At 61.4% G+C, this 15,123-nt stretch carries 11 protein-coding genes, 1 pseudogene and 2 riboswitches; of the genes and pseudogenes, 5 read left to right on the top strand and 7 right to left on the bottom strand.

Features of this window, described 5'->3' with window-relative positions:
- Window positions 1–70 precede the first annotated feature (70 nt).
- Entirely contained in the window at window positions 71–1,621 is a 1,551-nt protein-coding gene (locus ACYZT0_RS08820) for an MFS transporter (RefSeq protein ID WP_462045483.1), read from the top strand.
- Between the two features lie 48 nt (window positions 1,622–1,669).
- Here ACYZT0_RS08820 and ACYZT0_RS08815 read toward each other — a convergent pair whose 3' ends face one another.
- The 5 genes from ACYZT0_RS08815 to cobW form a co-directional block, all read right to left on the bottom strand.
- A complete protein-coding gene (locus ACYZT0_RS08815) occupies window positions 1,670–3,316 on the bottom strand; it encodes a phospholipase D-like domain-containing protein (RefSeq protein WP_462045482.1) in 1,647 nt (548 codons plus the stop codon).
- A 24-nt stretch (window positions 3,317–3,340) separates the two neighbouring features.
- Window positions 3,341–3,946 carry a vWA domain-containing protein gene (locus ACYZT0_RS08810; protein WP_462046528.1) on the bottom strand — a complete coding sequence of 202 codons (606 nt, stop codon included), beginning with the start codon at window positions 3,944–3,946 and terminating at the stop codon, window positions 3,341–3,343.
- 53 nt (window positions 3,947–3,999) lie between these two features.
- Window positions 4,000–4,998 carry an ATP-binding protein gene (locus ACYZT0_RS08805; protein WP_462045481.1) on the bottom strand — a complete coding sequence of 333 codons (999 nt, stop codon included), beginning with the start codon at window positions 4,996–4,998 and terminating at the stop codon, window positions 4,000–4,002.
- A gap of 138 nt (window positions 4,999–5,136) precedes the next feature.
- Window positions 5,137–8,910 carry a cobaltochelatase subunit CobN gene (gene cobN, locus ACYZT0_RS08800; RefSeq protein ID WP_462045480.1) on the bottom strand — a complete coding sequence of 1,258 codons (3,774 nt, stop codon included), beginning with the start codon at window positions 8,908–8,910 and terminating at the stop codon, window positions 5,137–5,139.
- A 3-nt stretch (window positions 8,911–8,913) separates the two neighbouring features.
- On the bottom strand, window positions 8,914–9,975 hold the full coding sequence (gene cobW / locus ACYZT0_RS08795; RefSeq protein WP_462045479.1) for a cobalamin biosynthesis protein CobW: 1,062 nt from the start codon (window positions 9,973–9,975) through the stop codon (window positions 8,914–8,916).
- Between the two features lie 102 nt (window positions 9,976–10,077).
- Window positions 10,078–10,290: riboswitch (cobalamin riboswitch) on the bottom strand.
- Between the two features lie 177 nt (window positions 10,291–10,467).
- Window positions 10,468–10,696, top strand: a riboswitch (cobalamin riboswitch).
- A gap of 120 nt (window positions 10,697–10,816) precedes the next feature.
- Here cobW and ACYZT0_RS08790 point away from each other — a divergent pair.
- The 4 genes from ACYZT0_RS08790 to cobM all read left to right on the top strand — a co-directional run bounded on the left by ACYZT0_RS08790 (window position 10,817) and on the right by cobM (window position 12,979).
- Window positions 10,817–11,020 carry a CbtB domain-containing protein gene (locus ACYZT0_RS08790; protein ID WP_223513157.1) on the top strand — a complete coding sequence of 68 codons (204 nt, stop codon included), beginning with the start codon at window positions 10,817–10,819 and terminating at the stop codon, window positions 11,018–11,020.
- Window positions 11,021–11,031: 11 nt separating this feature from the next.
- Window positions 11,032–11,739, top strand: coding sequence for a CbtA family protein (locus tag ACYZT0_RS08785; protein WP_462045478.1), 708 nt, complete (start codon window positions 11,032–11,034; stop codon window positions 11,737–11,739).
- Window positions 11,736–12,149, top strand: a complete 414-nt coding sequence (locus tag ACYZT0_RS08780; protein WP_462045477.1) for a cobalamin biosynthesis protein — start codon at window positions 11,736–11,738, stop codon at window positions 12,147–12,149. The genes ACYZT0_RS08785 and ACYZT0_RS08780 overlap by 4 nt, the downstream gene beginning before the upstream one ends.
- A gap of 83 nt (window positions 12,150–12,232) precedes the next feature.
- The gene (cobM, locus tag ACYZT0_RS08775; protein ID WP_462045476.1) at window positions 12,233–12,979 is read left to right on the top strand and encodes a precorrin-4 C(11)-methyltransferase; all 747 of its coding nucleotides are present in this window, start codon (window positions 12,233–12,235) and stop codon (window positions 12,977–12,979) included.
- Between the two features lie 70 nt (window positions 12,980–13,049).
- Here the strand turns inward: cobM and ACYZT0_RS08770 are convergent.
- Both ACYZT0_RS08770 and nfuA read right to left on the bottom strand, forming a co-directional pair.
- Window positions 13,050–14,380 (bottom strand): annotated as a pseudogene (locus ACYZT0_RS08770) (IS4 family transposase).
- Between the two features lie 126 nt (window positions 14,381–14,506).
- Complete coding sequence (nfuA, locus tag ACYZT0_RS08765; RefSeq protein WP_007898222.1) at window positions 14,507–15,091, bottom strand: Fe-S biogenesis protein NfuA; 585 nt, start codon at window positions 15,089–15,091, stop codon at window positions 14,507–14,509.
- Window positions 15,092–15,123 lie beyond the last annotated feature (32 nt).

Here is a 15,123-nt window from a genome sequence, read left to right as displayed (position 1 = left end):
GGCGTGCCTAACAAAGAAAGCACCAACCGGCGATAAGCTGCACTGACTTTTACAGTAGAGAAACGCTGCCATGCCCGTCAAACCCAAGGTGAGTCCGCGACTGACGTTACTCACAGCCTCAGGCGTTTGCTCGCTGATCGTCCTCGACACCAACATCGTCGCCGTAACGCTGCCCACGATCGCCCGGGACCTGGGTGCAAACTTTGCCGACATCGAATGGGTGGTCAGCGCTTACATGCTGGCCTTCGCAGCCCTTTTATTGCCGGCTGGAAGCATCGCCGACCGTTTTGGTCGGCAGAAAACCTTGATCTGCGGGTTGGCCATTTTCATCCTCGCGTCCATCGGTTGCGGTGCCGCGCCTAATGCGCTGTTTCTCGACATCGCCCGGGCGATCAAGGGTGTCGGTGCGGCATTGCTGCTGACCTCGGCCCTCGCCTCCATCGGCCACACGTTTCACGATGAAGTGGAACGGGCCAAGGCCTGGGCGTTCTGGGGCGCGTGCATGGGGGTGGCGATGACCGCCGCGCCGACGGTCGGTGGGCTGATCACCGAATACATGGGCTGGCGCTGGATTTTCTACCTTAACCTGCCCGTCGGATTGTTCCTGATGGTGATGGTCTGGCGCGCCGTGCCGGAGTCGCGCGACACCCAATCCGCACGCCTCGACCCCTGGGGCAGCCTGGCATTCAGTGCGAGTTTGCTGTGCCTGATCTGGGGCCTGATTGAGGCGAACCGGATTGGCTGGAGCAACCCGCTGACCTACGCCCGGCTCATCGGCGGCGCCCTGTTGCTGGGGCTGTTCGTGGTGATTGAGCGGATGCAGCAGAGGCCGATGGTCGACCTGCAACTGTTCAAGCATCCGCGGTTCATCGGCGCGTTATTGGGTATGTTTGCTTACGCCGGGTGCGCCCAGGTGATGATGACCCTGCTGCCGTTCTACCTGCAAAACGGCCTGGGTTTCTCGGCCATCGCTTCAGGTCTGGGGATGTTGCCGTTTGCCCTGACGATGCTGATTTGCCCGCGCATCGGCGTTCGTCTGGCGAGTCGATTTGCCCCAGCCACGTTGATGGCCGCCGGTCTGACCCTGGTCGGCAGCGGCAATCTGCTCAGTGCCTGGGCGGTCAGCAGCGGCGGTTACCTGCCCTTCGCCCTGGCGATTGCCGTGACCGGCGCCGGTGCAGGGCTGCTCAACGGCGATACGCAAAAGAACATCATGGCCTGCGTGCCACGGGAGCGCACGGGCATGGCCTCAGGTATGAGCACCACCATGCGCTTCAGCGCAATCGTGTTGGCCATCGGCGTGTTCGGCGCGTTGCTGTCCAGTCATACCGAGCTGCTGTTACGCACCAGTCTGCCTGCGCATGGTGCGCAATGGCTCGGCCAAACCCAGGGCATCGCCTCGCGGGTGGTGGCTGGCGACATGACGGCGGCGATGAGCCTGTTGCCAGAAGCCGCTCGCCCAATGGTCGAACCGCTAGCTCGGCAAGCCTTCGTCGGTGGTTTCAGCCTGCTGCTTTGGGTGGCGGGTTTGCTGGCATTGTTGGGGGCGCTGGTGGTGGGCACGCTGATGCGTAATCCGATCCCCGTCCCCTCGACTGCAGCCGTCGACGTTAAGGCTTAAACGACGCCAATACCCGCTGGGCATTCGCTACCAGCCCCGCGAGTGTGTTTACCGTCCGGAAAAACGCAATCTGGATAGCTGACGCAAATCCCCGTCGAGGTAATAGTTATCGGTCCAGCTGTCATCCGCCGCCAACGGCTGGACCTGTTTGAGCGCGAGTTTCTTGGCAAAATAGCGAAAGCGGTAATGCTCGTAAAACCGCAGCAGCTCCAGACCATAACGGTCCGCCAGATCGGTATTGCCGCGAATGATCAAGTAGTTCTCGTCATTGCCATTGCTCGCCGCGGCACTGAGGTTATGGCTGCCACTGATGATCGTCGGTGCATCGCTGGTGAAGTCCGTCACGACGGCTTTGGTGTGCACCAGCAGGTTGCCCTTCTGGCCTTTCATGTTCTCTCTGAGCCAGCCTTCCAGCCCGGTGTTGAGCAGCGCGGTGGCGGCGAATTCGGCGGTGCGGTCAGCGTGGAAACCGGTGATCCGGCTGGCGGTGTTTTGCAGGCCGTAACGCAAAATGTCGTCGTGGGACTGACCGAGCAAACCGTTCAGGATTTCGTCGGGCAAGGCGAACGCGGTGACGAACAGCACGTCCTTTTTCGCGGCGTTGATAATCTCGACAAACTCACCCAGATCCCCTTTGCCCGAGCGCGGTGAGAACCCGGCGAACATCGGTTGCAGCGGATCCATCGGGTTGTTCTGCGTGAGCCAGTTTCGGGTGGCGCCGACATCCGCCGGGTTAGCCCAGACCTGCTCGAAGGTGTGCAGATAGCTTGCGCTGACTTGCGTGTCATCCAGCACATGCACCACGTTGGCCTGGCGGTAGACGCCGTTGGGCGTGAAATTGGTGCTGCCGCAAAGCACCGCTTCGGGCTGCCGCTGTCCCGCTGCGTCGAGCCGGCTCAGCACCATGAATTTGTTGTGGAAGATGTTATGGGTGACTCGGCCGCGCTTGTTCTCTGCCGGGATGTTTTCCAGGCTGGCCTCGTTCATGGTGGTGTCTTCATCGTCCGGCTGGGCGTGATACAGCACGCGAACGTTTACCCCACGTGCGAACGCTGCATTGACGGCATCGACGATGGCCTGCAATTCATACTCGTAGATGGCAATGTCCAGCGCCCATTGGCCATCCACCGCACGCTCGATAAAACCCAGCAGACGCCCGAGCAAACCGTTTTCCAGCCATTGCCGCGGGGCATCCGGCCAGGCTTCGATGGGCAGGTTCTTGTTGGCGGTGATCAACGCGTCGAGCTCGGGAAATTTACGCTGGAACGCTTGGCTGGCGGCGACCGCGCGGTTGAAGATCACGCTTTGGTTATTTGGCAGGCCATTGTCGGAGGTGACCGTCACTTCCAGAAATTCACCCAGTTGCGGCGCATCAACGGTGCCGTAGGCCAGGTGGATTCGGTAATGGATCGTCATCCCCGGATTGACCGCGTAATCGGCCCAGCGAAATTTCTGCAACGGCGCGATATCGCTGGGGGTGGCGTGAAACTGGGGAAACGTATGCACCTTGCCGAGGAAGGTCAGCCTGTTGAACAGGAACAGCCACGGCTTGGGGCCTTGCTGTTTTTCGATGGCGAAACCCAATAGGCCTTTACGTCGGGGTTCGGCCAGGTCCATGGCCAACAACACACCATTGGTACCGGCGTAAGCCTTGACGCGGAAGTCATCCTGATGGTTGGCGGCTAGAACGCGCATGCTTCACTCCTGTGATTTTTCGGCTCACTGCATATCATCGATATGTTGATATTCGGCCTGCAACTCGGTGGCCATCACCTTAGCCCGTCCAAGCCGAATCGGCCCGCGTTCGATGTCGATCAGCAGCCCCGGACAATCAAGCGCCGGCAACCTTGACCAGTCCTTCAATCGGCCATCGGTCACCAACAACAATCGCTGCTGTTCTGCCGGAAAGCGTTTTTGCCGTGCTGTCAGCCATTGCCTCGCCTCTCCCAGCGCCGCCAGTAACGGCGTACCACCGCCCGCTCCCAGGCCATCAAGCCAGTTGCGCAAACCGGCGGAGGCTTTCAGCCCTTGCACTTGCCATTTCGGTAGATTGCCACTGGCCGTCAGTAACGCCAGGCGTGCACGCTGGCGATAGGCGTCGTCGAACAGCTGCGCCAGCAAGCCCTTGGCATCGCTCAGTGCCTGATGACGGCGTGTCGAGGCCGAGGCGTCGACGATCACCAGCCACAGTTCGTGGGGCGAACGGGTGCGCAGGTGAAACAAGACATCGTCGCGCTGACGCGGGCGGCCATTCAGCAATGTGCCGGGCCAATTGATCGAGCCGTTCCGTGCCGCGTGACGTTTACCCTGCTTGCCGTTGTCCAGCCGTCCGGCGCGGGGTCTGGCATTCGCCCCCGCGTCAGATCGAGGGCGAACGCCTAGGGCTTTTTTGGCCAGCTCGGCACTTCACGTCGTGCGCCGACCGGTAATGCCTGGGCGGGCATTTCCCCCCATTGACCCTGGCCTTCGCTCGGGTTGGTATTTTGGGTCGAGGGCGGCTGACTGTGTTGCGGCGCCGGTGGCGACGGCTCGCGGCGGCGATGGCGCAAGGCAAATTCGGCGACGGCGTCGATATCTTCCTCGGCGATTGCGCTCGCCCCGCGCCACGCTGCATGGGCACGCGCCGCGCGCAACCAGACCAGGTCGGCCCGCAAGCCATCGACGCCGGCGGCAAAGCAGCGCTCGGTAATCTGCGCCAGCGCATGATCGTCGAGAGGGACACTTGCCAGCGCGCTGCGCGCTTTCTGGCAACGTTCACGCAGAGACTGCTGCTGGCTTTCCCATTCAGCGCAGAAGCTGTAGGGATCGCTGTCGAAATCCAGCCGACGGCGGATAATCTGACCCCGTTCGGCCGGTGCCGTGTGACCACTGAGGGCGACGTTCAGGCCAAAGCGGTCGAGCAGTTGCGGACGCAGCTCACCCTCTTCCGGGTTCATGGTGCCGATCAGCACGAACTTCGCCGAATGCCGATGGGAAATGCCGTCACGTTCGATCAGATTGGTGCCGCTGGCGGCCACATCCAACAGCAGGTCCACCAGGTGATCGGGCAATAAATTGACCTCATCAACGTAGAGCACGCCGCCGTCAGCCTTGGCCAGCACACCGGGGGAAAACTGTGCGCGACCCTCGCTCAGCGCGGCGTCAAGGTCGAGCGTGCCCACCAACCGTTCTTCGGTGGCGCCCAACGGCAATGTCACGAATTGGCCGCTGGCCAGCAGATCCGCCAGGCCTCGGGCCAGCGTTGACTTGGCCATGCCGCGGGGGCCTTCGATGAGTACGCCGCCAATTCTTGGGTCGATGGCGGTCAGGTAGAGGGCGAGTTTGAGATCGTCGGCGCCGACCACGGCGGAGAGAGGGAAATGGGGGGTGTCGGTCATGTCGGGTTTCTCATCATGGTCGGTGATTGATCGTTCCCACGCTCCGCGTGGGAATGCAGCCCGGGACGCTCTGCGTCCCAAAAGCCGAACGCGGAGCGTCCGTTGAGGCATTCCCACGCAGAGCGTGGGAACGATCGGTTAGCTGTCTTCTTCTATGTCGAGCAACAAATTCTCCAGCGCCTCCCGATACTCACCCGGCTCCTTCCACATCCCCCGCTGCTGCGCCTCCAGCATCCGTTCAGTCATATCGCGCAACGCATGCGGATTATGCTCACGAACAAAATCCCGGGTCGCCGGGTCCAGCAAATACGCCTCCGCCAGCAACGCATACTGGTGATCGTCGATCAGCTGCGTGGTCGCGTCGAACGCAAAAACATTATCAACCGTTGCCGCGAGTTCAAACGCACCTTTATAGCCGTGGCGCTTCACGCCGTCGATCCACTTGGGATTGGCCGCCCGGGAGCGGATCACCCGGTTCAGCTCTTCCTTCAACGTGCGGATCTTCGGCAAGTCCGGCTGACTGTGATCGCCATGGTAACTGGCCGCTGCTTCACCACTGAGGCTTTCTACGGCCGCGAGCATGCCGCCCTGGAACTGGTAATAGTCGTTGGAGTCGAGCAAGTCGTGCTCACGGTTGTCCTGGTTTTGCAGCACAGCTTGCACTTGGCTCAGGCGCTGAGCGAACTGCTCTCGCGCCGCGGTGCCTTCGTCAGAACCGCCGTAAGCGTAGCCGCCCCAGTTCAAATAAACGTCGGCCAGGTCATCGCGGCTTTGCCACAGACGACCATCGATGGCGCCCTGCACACCCGCGCCGTAAGCGCCCGGTTTGGCGCCAAAGATGCGCCAACCGGCCTGACGCCTGGCCGCGTCTTCATCCAGCCCCGATTGCATCAACGCTTCGCGCTCGGCACGCACCTTGGCGGCCAGGGGGTTGAGGTCGTCCGGCTCGTCGAGGGCCGCGACCGCTTGCACGGCGGCGTCGAACAGACGGATCAAATTGGCGAAGGCATCGCGAAAGAATCCGGAGACGCGCAAGGTCACGTCCACGCGCGGCCGGTCCAGCAGGCTCAGTGGCAGAATTTCGAAGTCGTCGACCCGCTGACTGCCCGTCGCCCAGACCGGGCGCACGCCCATCAGCGCCATGGCCTGGGCGATGTCATCGCCGCCGGTGCGCATGGTCGCGGTGCCCCACACCGACAGGCCGAGTTGGCGCAGGTGATCGCCGTGGTCTTGCAGGTGTCGCTCAAGAATCAGGTTGGCCGACTGGAAACCGATGCGCCACGCGGTGGTGGTCGGCAGGTTACGCACGTCCACCGAGTAGAAGTTGCGCCCGGTCGGCAGCACGTCGAGTCGACCGCGACTCGGCGCACCACTGGGGCCGGCCGGCACGAAACGGCCGCTGAGCGCGTCGAGCAGACCGCGCATTTCCGCCGGACCGCAGGCGTCCAGCCGTGGAGCGACGACCTCACGCAGGCTATCGATGATGGCTTTCACCTCTGACCAGCCTGGCGCGTTCAGCAGCTCACTCTCAGTGTTCAAGGCCTGCTCGATCAGCTGTGTGGCGAACAATTCCAGACGTTCGCGGGTATCACCGGCTGTGCGCCAGACTTCATCGGTGAGGGTTTGCAGTTCAATCGGACGCGGCCCGGTCCAAGGTTCGGCGAGCGCACAATCCAGCGGATCGAAGCCCAACGCGAACGCCTTGGCCAGCGCCCGCAGCAGACTCGAATGTGCGCCACGCCCATCGCCACGCGGGATACGCAGCAACGCCAGCAAGGTGTCAATACGCAAACGGCCGGTCGGCGACTCGCCGAACACATGCAAACCATCGCGGATCTGCGACTCTTTCAAGTCGCACAAATACGTGTCCAGACGCGGCAACCAGATCGCCGCATCGGCATCACTGTCGAGCTTCTCATCCAGTTGCAGTTCACGGTCGATGTGCGTTTCGCGCACCAGTTGCAGGATGTCGCGCTGCAATTCCCGGGCACGGCGCGGATCGAGCAATTGCGCTTCGTAATACTCGTCGGCGAGTAATTCGAGGTTGCGCAACGGACCGTAGGTTTCGGCACGCGTCAGCGGCGGCATCAGGTGATCGATGATCACGGCCTGGGTGCGGCGCTTGGCCTGGGCGCCCTCGCCCGGGTCGTTGACGATGAACGGATAGATGTTCGGCAGCGGCCCGAGCAACGCATCCGGCCAGCAATTCTCCGACAGCCCGACCCCCTTGCCCGGCAGCCATTCCAGATTGCCGTGCTTGCCGACGTGGATCACGCCGTGGGCGCCGTAGGTATTACGCAACCAGAAGTAGAACGCCAGATAACCGTGAGGCGGCACCAGGTCCGGGTCGTGATACACCGCGCTCGGATCAACCTGATAACCGCGCGTCGGTTGGATACCGACGAAGGTCAGGCCAAAGCGCAACCCGGCGATCATCATTCGCCCGCCACGGAACATCGGATCGCTTTGCGGCGTGCCCCAACGTTCCAGCACGGCCTGGCGGTTGGATTCCGGCAAGGCGTTGAACATCAGCAGATAGTCGTCCATCGACAGGCTTTGCTGACAGGGACGCTGGTCAAGGGTGTCGAGGTCGTTGCTGACGCCACCGAGCAATTGCTGGATCAACGCGGTGCCCGTGTCCGGCAACTGCGCCGGTAGCGGATATCCTTCGGTGTGCAGCGCACGGAGGATATTCAGCGCGGCGGCCGGGGTGTCGAGGCCCACGCCGTTACCGATACGCCCATCACGGGTCGGGTAGTTGGCGAGGATCAGGGCGATGCGCTTCTCGCCATTGGGCACGCGCGCCAGATCAATCCAGCGCCGCGCCAGTTCGGCGACAAAATCCATGCGTTCAGGTTGCGGTCGGTAGCAGACCACGTCGGATTGACTGCGCTCGCTGCGCCAGGCCAGGTCCTTGAAGCTGATCGGCCGGCTGATGATTCGGCCATCCAGTTCCGGTAGCGCGATGTGCATCGCCAGGTCACGTGGACCGAGCCCCTGTTCACTGGCGCGCCAACCGGGCTCGTTGTCCTGGGCGCAAATCGCCTGAATCACTGGGATGTTGCGACGAAACGGTCGCAGGTGCGGCGCTTCGGGGCTGGATTGAGCGAAACCGGTGGTGTTGAGAATCACCCCCGCTTCGACTTCATCCAACCAGTCCTCGACCGCCGTTAGGCAGCCGGGCTCTTTCAAACTGGCCAGCGCAATCGGCAACGGGTTCAACCCCGCGGCCTGCAAACGCTGGCAGAAAACATCGATGAAACCGGTGTTCGCCGCCTGCAAATGCGAGCGGTAGAACAGCACCGCAGCTACCGGTTGATCGGCCTGCCAGTCGGCTTGCCAATCGTGAAGGTCTGCGGGGCTTTTTTGCGGATGGTAGATCGCCGTGCGCGGCAGGGTTTGCGGCTCGGCCCAGGCGTAATCGCGTCCCAGCCAACGATTGGCGAGGCAGCGGAAAAAATCCAGGGCATTGCTCATGCCGCCCTGACGCAAAAAATGCCAAAGCCGATCGCGGTCGCCGGCAGCCACGGTGCTCAGGTCGCTGAGTTCCGGGTCCGGGCGGTCATCGCCGGGCACCAGAATCAGCTGCACGCCGCGCTGAGACAACTCTACCAAGCGCTCCACGCCATAACGCCAATAGGCGATGCCGCCGTGCAGCGAGATCAGAATCACCTTGGCGTGGCGCAGCACTTCGTCGACATACAGGTCGACCGACGCGTGATTCTGCACCTGCATCGGATTGGCCAGGCGCACGCTCGGGTAATCGTCGGGTAACTGCTGTGCCGCTTCAGCGAGCAGCGCCAGGCTGGAATCGCCGCTGCACAGGATCACCAGTTCGGCGGGGGTCTGTCCAAGGTCGGCAATGTTGTCATCCGACACGAAACCGCCGGGCTGGGTCCTGAGCAGGTGCATGGCTTAAACGCTGAGCGCAGCGCGCAATTGCGCTTCGAGTTGCGCGGCGTCGAGTTCCTGGCCGATCAGCACCAAGCGCGTGGTACGCGCTTCTTCGGCGCCCCACTGACGGTCGAAATGCTTGTCGAAACGCGTGCCCACGCCCTGGATCAGCAAGCGCATCGGCTTGTTCGGGATCGCAGCGAAGCCTTTTACGCGCAGGATGCCGTGCTTGACGACGAGTTGGGTCAGCGCGTCCATCAGCAGGCTTTCGTCGGCTTGCGGCAGTTCGATGGAGATCGAATCGAACGCATCGTGATCGTGATCGTCTTCACCTTCGTGGTGGTGATCGTGGTGGCTGTGGCGGCTGTCGATGTGCTCTTCGGAACCGGCGCCGAGGCCGATCAGCACGTCCAATGGCACGCGGCCGCTGCTGGCTTCGATGACTTTTACGGCGGGCGGCAATTCTTCGGCGACTTCCAGGCGCACACGGGCCAGGTCTTCGGGGCTGATCAGGTCGGCCTTGTTGAGAATCACCAGGTCGGCGCTGGCCAGTTGGTCGGCGAACAGCTCGTGCAGTGGCGATTCGTGGTCCAGGTTCGGGTCGAGTTTGCGCTGGGCATCGACCTGGTCCGGGAAAGCCGCGAAGGTGCCGGCGGCGACCGCTGGGCTATCGACCACGGTGATCACCGCGTCAACGGTGCAGGCGCTGCGGATTTCTGGCCACTGGAAGGCTTGCACCAGCGGTTTTGGCAGGGCCAGACCCGAGGTTTCGATGAGGATGTGGTCGAGGTCGCCGCGGCGGGCGACCAATTCGCGCATCACCGGGAAGAATTCTTCTTGAACGGTGCAGCACAGGCAGCCGTTGGCCAATTCATAAACGCGGCCGCTGGCTTCTTCCTCAGTGCAGCCGATGGAGCACTGCTTGAGGATTTCGCCGTCGATGCCCAGCTCGCCGAACTCGTTGACGATCACCGCGATGCGGCGGCCCTGCGCGTTGTCGAGCATGTGCCGCAGCAAGGTGGTTTTGCCCGAGCCGAGGAAGCCGGTAACGATGGTGACGGGGAGTTTGGCCAGTGTTTTCATCGGATGCCCTTTGGCAAGGTGGCGGGCATACGGGACGACGACCGGCAACGCGGACGCGCGTGCCTGAAGAGTTCGCCACCGGATCACCCCGCCCGGTTGAAAGTGAGAATCTGTGTCGAGGCAGGTCTCCTGGCTGACGGCTTGCCAGTCGTTCGACTGGCGTTGGCTGCGCCTTCCCGCGGGCCCGATGGACAGGGCTTGCAGTGGCGTGGCAGCCAACAGAACCGTTCACAGTTGCGGGGGCAGCCGCGGCATCGACCGCGTTCCCTTCTTAGCTTCGGCAGACGCCGAAGAACCTCGAAAGCGCAAGGCTACGCATCGTGTGGGGGCGGGTCAATGTCTTGTGGCGCCCTCACCGGCCCCTTCGCGGGCAAGCCTCGCTCCTACAGATCGGTGGTGTTTCTGTAGGAGCGAGGCTTGCCCGCGAAGAATTCACCTCGGTCTCGAGTTGAGAACCCTTGCCAATTGACGCCCAACCCCCGGCCATGCTCTCCTACACACCTTGTTACGGGTGCCCTTCACAGGGTGAAACGGGAAACCGGTGAATCATGTGCTTTACTCTAAAGTCATGTCAGTCCGGTGCTGCCCCCGCAACGGTAAGCGAGCGAAGCGTCAGATCCACTGTGCCAGCAGTTTGGCATGGGAAGGTGATGTTTGCAGGTCAAGGCGAAAGCCAGCGCCCCTCGTGAGCCCGGAGACCGGCCCGCAACACAAAGTGACCATTACGATCACTGAATAACAAACCCGCGGTGGGCGGGCGCTGTTTGAACCTCTGCGTGCCCGACTCGCAGGGGTCTTCCATGCGCTCTATTCACCCGCTGACTGACCAGAGGGAAGCGCCATGTCGATCATCAGCAGTACCGGCAGCAACACCGATAAGAGCACCGCCAGCACCACCACGACCCTGACTCAACGCCTGACCGCCGCTGTGTGTGCGTCTATCCTTGGCGCCAGCCTGGTGTATTTCGCCGGTTTCTCGCACATCGAAGCGGTGCACAACGCCGCGCACGATACCCGCCACAGCTCTGCGTTCCCGTGCCATTGAGACCTGCTGACATGATCAAGCGTATTGCGCAAACCGCAGGGTTCACCGGGCTGCTGGCCGCCCTATTGCTGACCCTGCTGCAAAGCTTCTGGGTGGCTCCGCTGATTTTGCAGGCTGAGACTTACGAAAAATCCGAGCCTGCCGCTGTTGCAGTTCACGAACACGGCGCGGGTGCTGTCGCCGCTCACACTCACGACGCCGAAGCCTGGGAACCGGAAGACGGCTGGCAGCGCGTGCTGTCGACCACGGGCGGCAACCTGGTGGTAGCGGTCGGTTTCGCCCTGATGCTTGCCGGTCTTTACACCTTGCGCGCACCGACTCGCACTTCCCAAGGCCTGCTCTGGGGCCTGGCCGGTTATGCGACGTTCGTGCTGGCGCCGACCCTCGGTCTGCCGCCTGAGCTGCCGGGCACTGCCGCGGCTGATTTGGCGCAACGGCAGGTCTGGTGGATCGGCACTGCCGCCTCCACCGCAGTCGGCATCGCATTGATCGTGTTTAGCCGCCACTGGTTGATGAAAGTGCTCGGCGTGGCCATTCTGGCCGCTCCTCACGTGATCGGCGCACCACAACCGGAAGTCCACTCGATGCTGGCTCCAGAAGCCCTGGAAGCTCAGTTCAAAATCGCTTCGCAGCTGACCAACGTTGCGTTCTGGCTGGCCCTGGGCTTGATCAGTGCCTGGTTGTACCGTCGCAAAAGCGATGGTCAATACCACGCATGACTGACACCAGCGCAGCGCCGACCCTGGTAGTTGGCCTGGGCTGCCAGCGCGGCTGCCCCGTCAGCACGCTGCGGGCGCTGCTCGATCAGGCGTTACAAGCTCATAAGATCGAACTTCGCCAGATCATGGCGCTGGCCAGCATCGAACTGAAGCGCGAAGAACCTGGCTTGATCGAGTTGGCCGAACAGCTTGAATTACCATTGATGTACTTCAGCAGCGAACAACTGGCCGGCTATCAACCGCAACTGAGCCACCGCTCGGACATTGCGTTCGAACGCACCGGCTGCTACGGCGTCGCGGAAAGTGCCGCCCTGGCCCTGGCCGAACAACTGGCCCAGGCACCGGCAAAATTGCTGATTTCACGACAAAAATATGCCCAGGCCACCTTGGCATTGGCCTGCGTCGCCTAAAATCCTCGATAATCCCCGCCTTCGATCATGAGCAATCTTCATCTGAAGCTTTGTCCAGCCCCTTTTTCTCACAGGAACCGACGATGACCGTCTACTTCATTGGCGCAGGTCCCGGCGACCCGGAATTGATCACCGTCAAAGGCCAACGGCTGATTCGCAGCTGCCCGGTGATCATCTACGCCGGCTCCCTGGTGCCCGCCGCCGTGCTGGAGGGCCATCGCGCCGAACACGTGGTCAACAGCGCCGAACTGCACCTGGAACAGATCATCGAGCTGATCAAGACTGCCCATGCCAAGGGCCAGGACGTGGCTCGTGTACATTCCGGTGATCCGAGTCTTTACGGTGCCATTGGCGAGCAGATTCGCTACCTGCGCGAACTCGACATCCCTTTTGAAATTATTCCCGGCGTCACGGCCACGGCGGCCTGCGCGGCACTGTTGGGCGCCGAACTGACGTTACCCGATGTGTCGCAAAGCGTGATCCTGACCCGCTACGCCGACAAGACCGCCATGCCCGCCGGCGAAGCGCTGGGCAGCCTGGCACAGCATGGGGCGACCATGGCGATTCATCTGGGGGTCAATCATCTGCAGAAAATCCTGGTTGAATTGCTGCCGCATTACGGAGCGGATTGCCCGATCGCGGTGATTCACCGAGCGACCTGGCCGGATCAGGATTGGGTGGTGGGGACGCTTGAGGACATTGCTGCGAAGGTTGAAGCCAAGGGATTTCGGCGCACAGCATTGATTCTGGTGGGCCGAGTGTTGGGCAGTGATCACTTCAGTGAGTCATCGCTGTACCGCGCTGGGCATGCGCATCTCTACAGACCCTGAGCCAAGCACAACCCTGTGGCGAGAAGATTTATCGCCCATAAAAAAACGGCGCTCACGGGGCTAATGCCAGTCAGTTAAGCTGACTGGCATTTTTCTTTCTGATCGGATACTTCGGTGATTTAAGCCGGATGGCCCGAGGATAAATACGCTCCTCTCGCCGATGCGGCAGGACATAGTGCGGGGCTGAGGCATGCAACTCAGCCAGGTACTTGGGGATGTTCCCGGAACGGTCGGCGGAGACGCTGTTGATAAACCCGAGAATCGCCCAGGTGCAGGCGGTAAAACTCATTTCGCATGGGTAAATACCTGGACAGTGACGACTCATCTCCACCATCTGATAGCGCAACAAGTTGTAGCCCAACAACACCCCCCACAGCTCCTGCTCGATCATCTCGGGCGTCTTGCTACGCAACGTATAACTGCTGTTGAGCAAGGTCTGTTTCATCTCCCGAAACCCTAATTCGACTTCCCATCGCTGGCTGTACAGGTCGACGATTTCGTCGGATGGAAAGCGCAGCGGGTCGGCCATTGAGGTCAGGATCTGACACACCTTGCCTTTGACGGTTTTGCTCAGAAGTCGCGCGGTCAGGCGCTCCGGCAGCCCCGGCCATTGCTTGCGGGCCTGCGGCGAAGTGTTTAATGAGACAACCGCATCCTGGCGCCCCAAACGCTGAAGCACTTCGTACTGCGAGCCTTTTTTCAGCGGCATCAGCCAGTGACGTTCGATCCCTGCCTGCTGCCATTGATGCAGTAAACCTAACGAATAAAAACCACGATCAAATAGCGTCAACGAGTGATCGGGCGTGGTCTCGATCAGTTGCTCCGCCAGCTTCATCTCGTTGCTGCGATAGCCGTCAAACGCACTGCCGATCAGCAAATGGCTGGTCAACTCCATCTGGCAGACCATGCGCACCTGCGGAAAACCAGTGTCGCCATGCTGGTTACTGGCGGAGTCGTAACGTGCACGGTTTTCCGGCGTATCGGGTGTTCGCCAGACGACACCGTCGACACCCAGTAAGCGCAAACCGGCCCAAGTCGGATGAGCGGCCGCCTCATGCCAACTTTTCTGAGTCAGATGGAAGACCTGTCGTACAGCCTCGCTGCCCAATCTCTGACGGGCTTGAACCACCGCGCTGGGTGCCACCAACGGGCGCTGGCCCGGCAGCATGATATTCATGCGGCTGACCACATCCCACGCCGACATGCGCCGAAAGAACGCCATGGAGATCACGCACCAAAGCATCATTTCCAACGGCAAGCGCCGCTTGCGTAAAGTCGCAACGCCTGCCTGTTCAAGTGCCTGCTCGACCAAAGAAGGATCGAGCAAGGAATTCAATCCCTCAATTGAGTTGGGGGGGAGACGATGTTGTGGGTCAGTTCCAGTGCCCGAGCGAGACGCATAAAAAAATCCGATGCCAATACAGGCATCGGATTTTGATTTCTTGCGGCCAAAGGTCAAGCAAAAGGGCTTAACTGATCGGCATTACGCTCACGGGGCGCCGTTTTTTTTTGCAGCGAACACCTTACTTAGTAGTAGGCGTTTTCTTTCTGCGTGTGGTCGGTGACATCACGAACACCCTTGAGCTCAGGAATGCGCTCGAGCAAGGTGCGCTCAATGCCTTCGCGCAGGGTGACGTCTGCCTGGCCGCAGCCCTGGCAACCGCCGCCGAACTTCAGTACGGCGATGCCGTCTTCGACCACATCGATCAGACTGACCTGACCGCCGTGGCTGGCCAGCCCCGGGTTGATCTCGGTTTGCAGGTAGTAGTTGATGCGCTCGTTGACCGGGCTGTCGGCGTTGACCATCGGGACTTTGGCGTTTGGCGCCTTGATGGTCAGCTGGCCGCCCATGCGGTCGGTGGCGTAGTCGACTACCGCATCGTCCAGGAAAGCTTCGCTGAACGAGTCGATGTAGGCGGTGAAGCTTTTCAGCCCCAGCGCCGTGTCTTCAGGTTTTTCTTCGCCCGGCTTGCAGTAAGCAATGCAGGTTTCGGCGTACTGAGTGCCAGGCTGGGTGATAAAGACGCGGATGCCGATGCCTGGGGTGTTCTGCTTGGAAAGCAGATCTGCCAGATAATCGTGGGCGGCGTCGGTAATGGTAATAGCGGTCATGGAAACTCCTCGCAGGCTTGGGCGCAGTTTAC

The organism is Pseudomonas sp. ZS1P83, from assembly GCF_054897825.1.
Note: the sequence above shows the minus strand (reverse complement) of the source record. Positions and strands in the feature narration are given on the sequence as shown.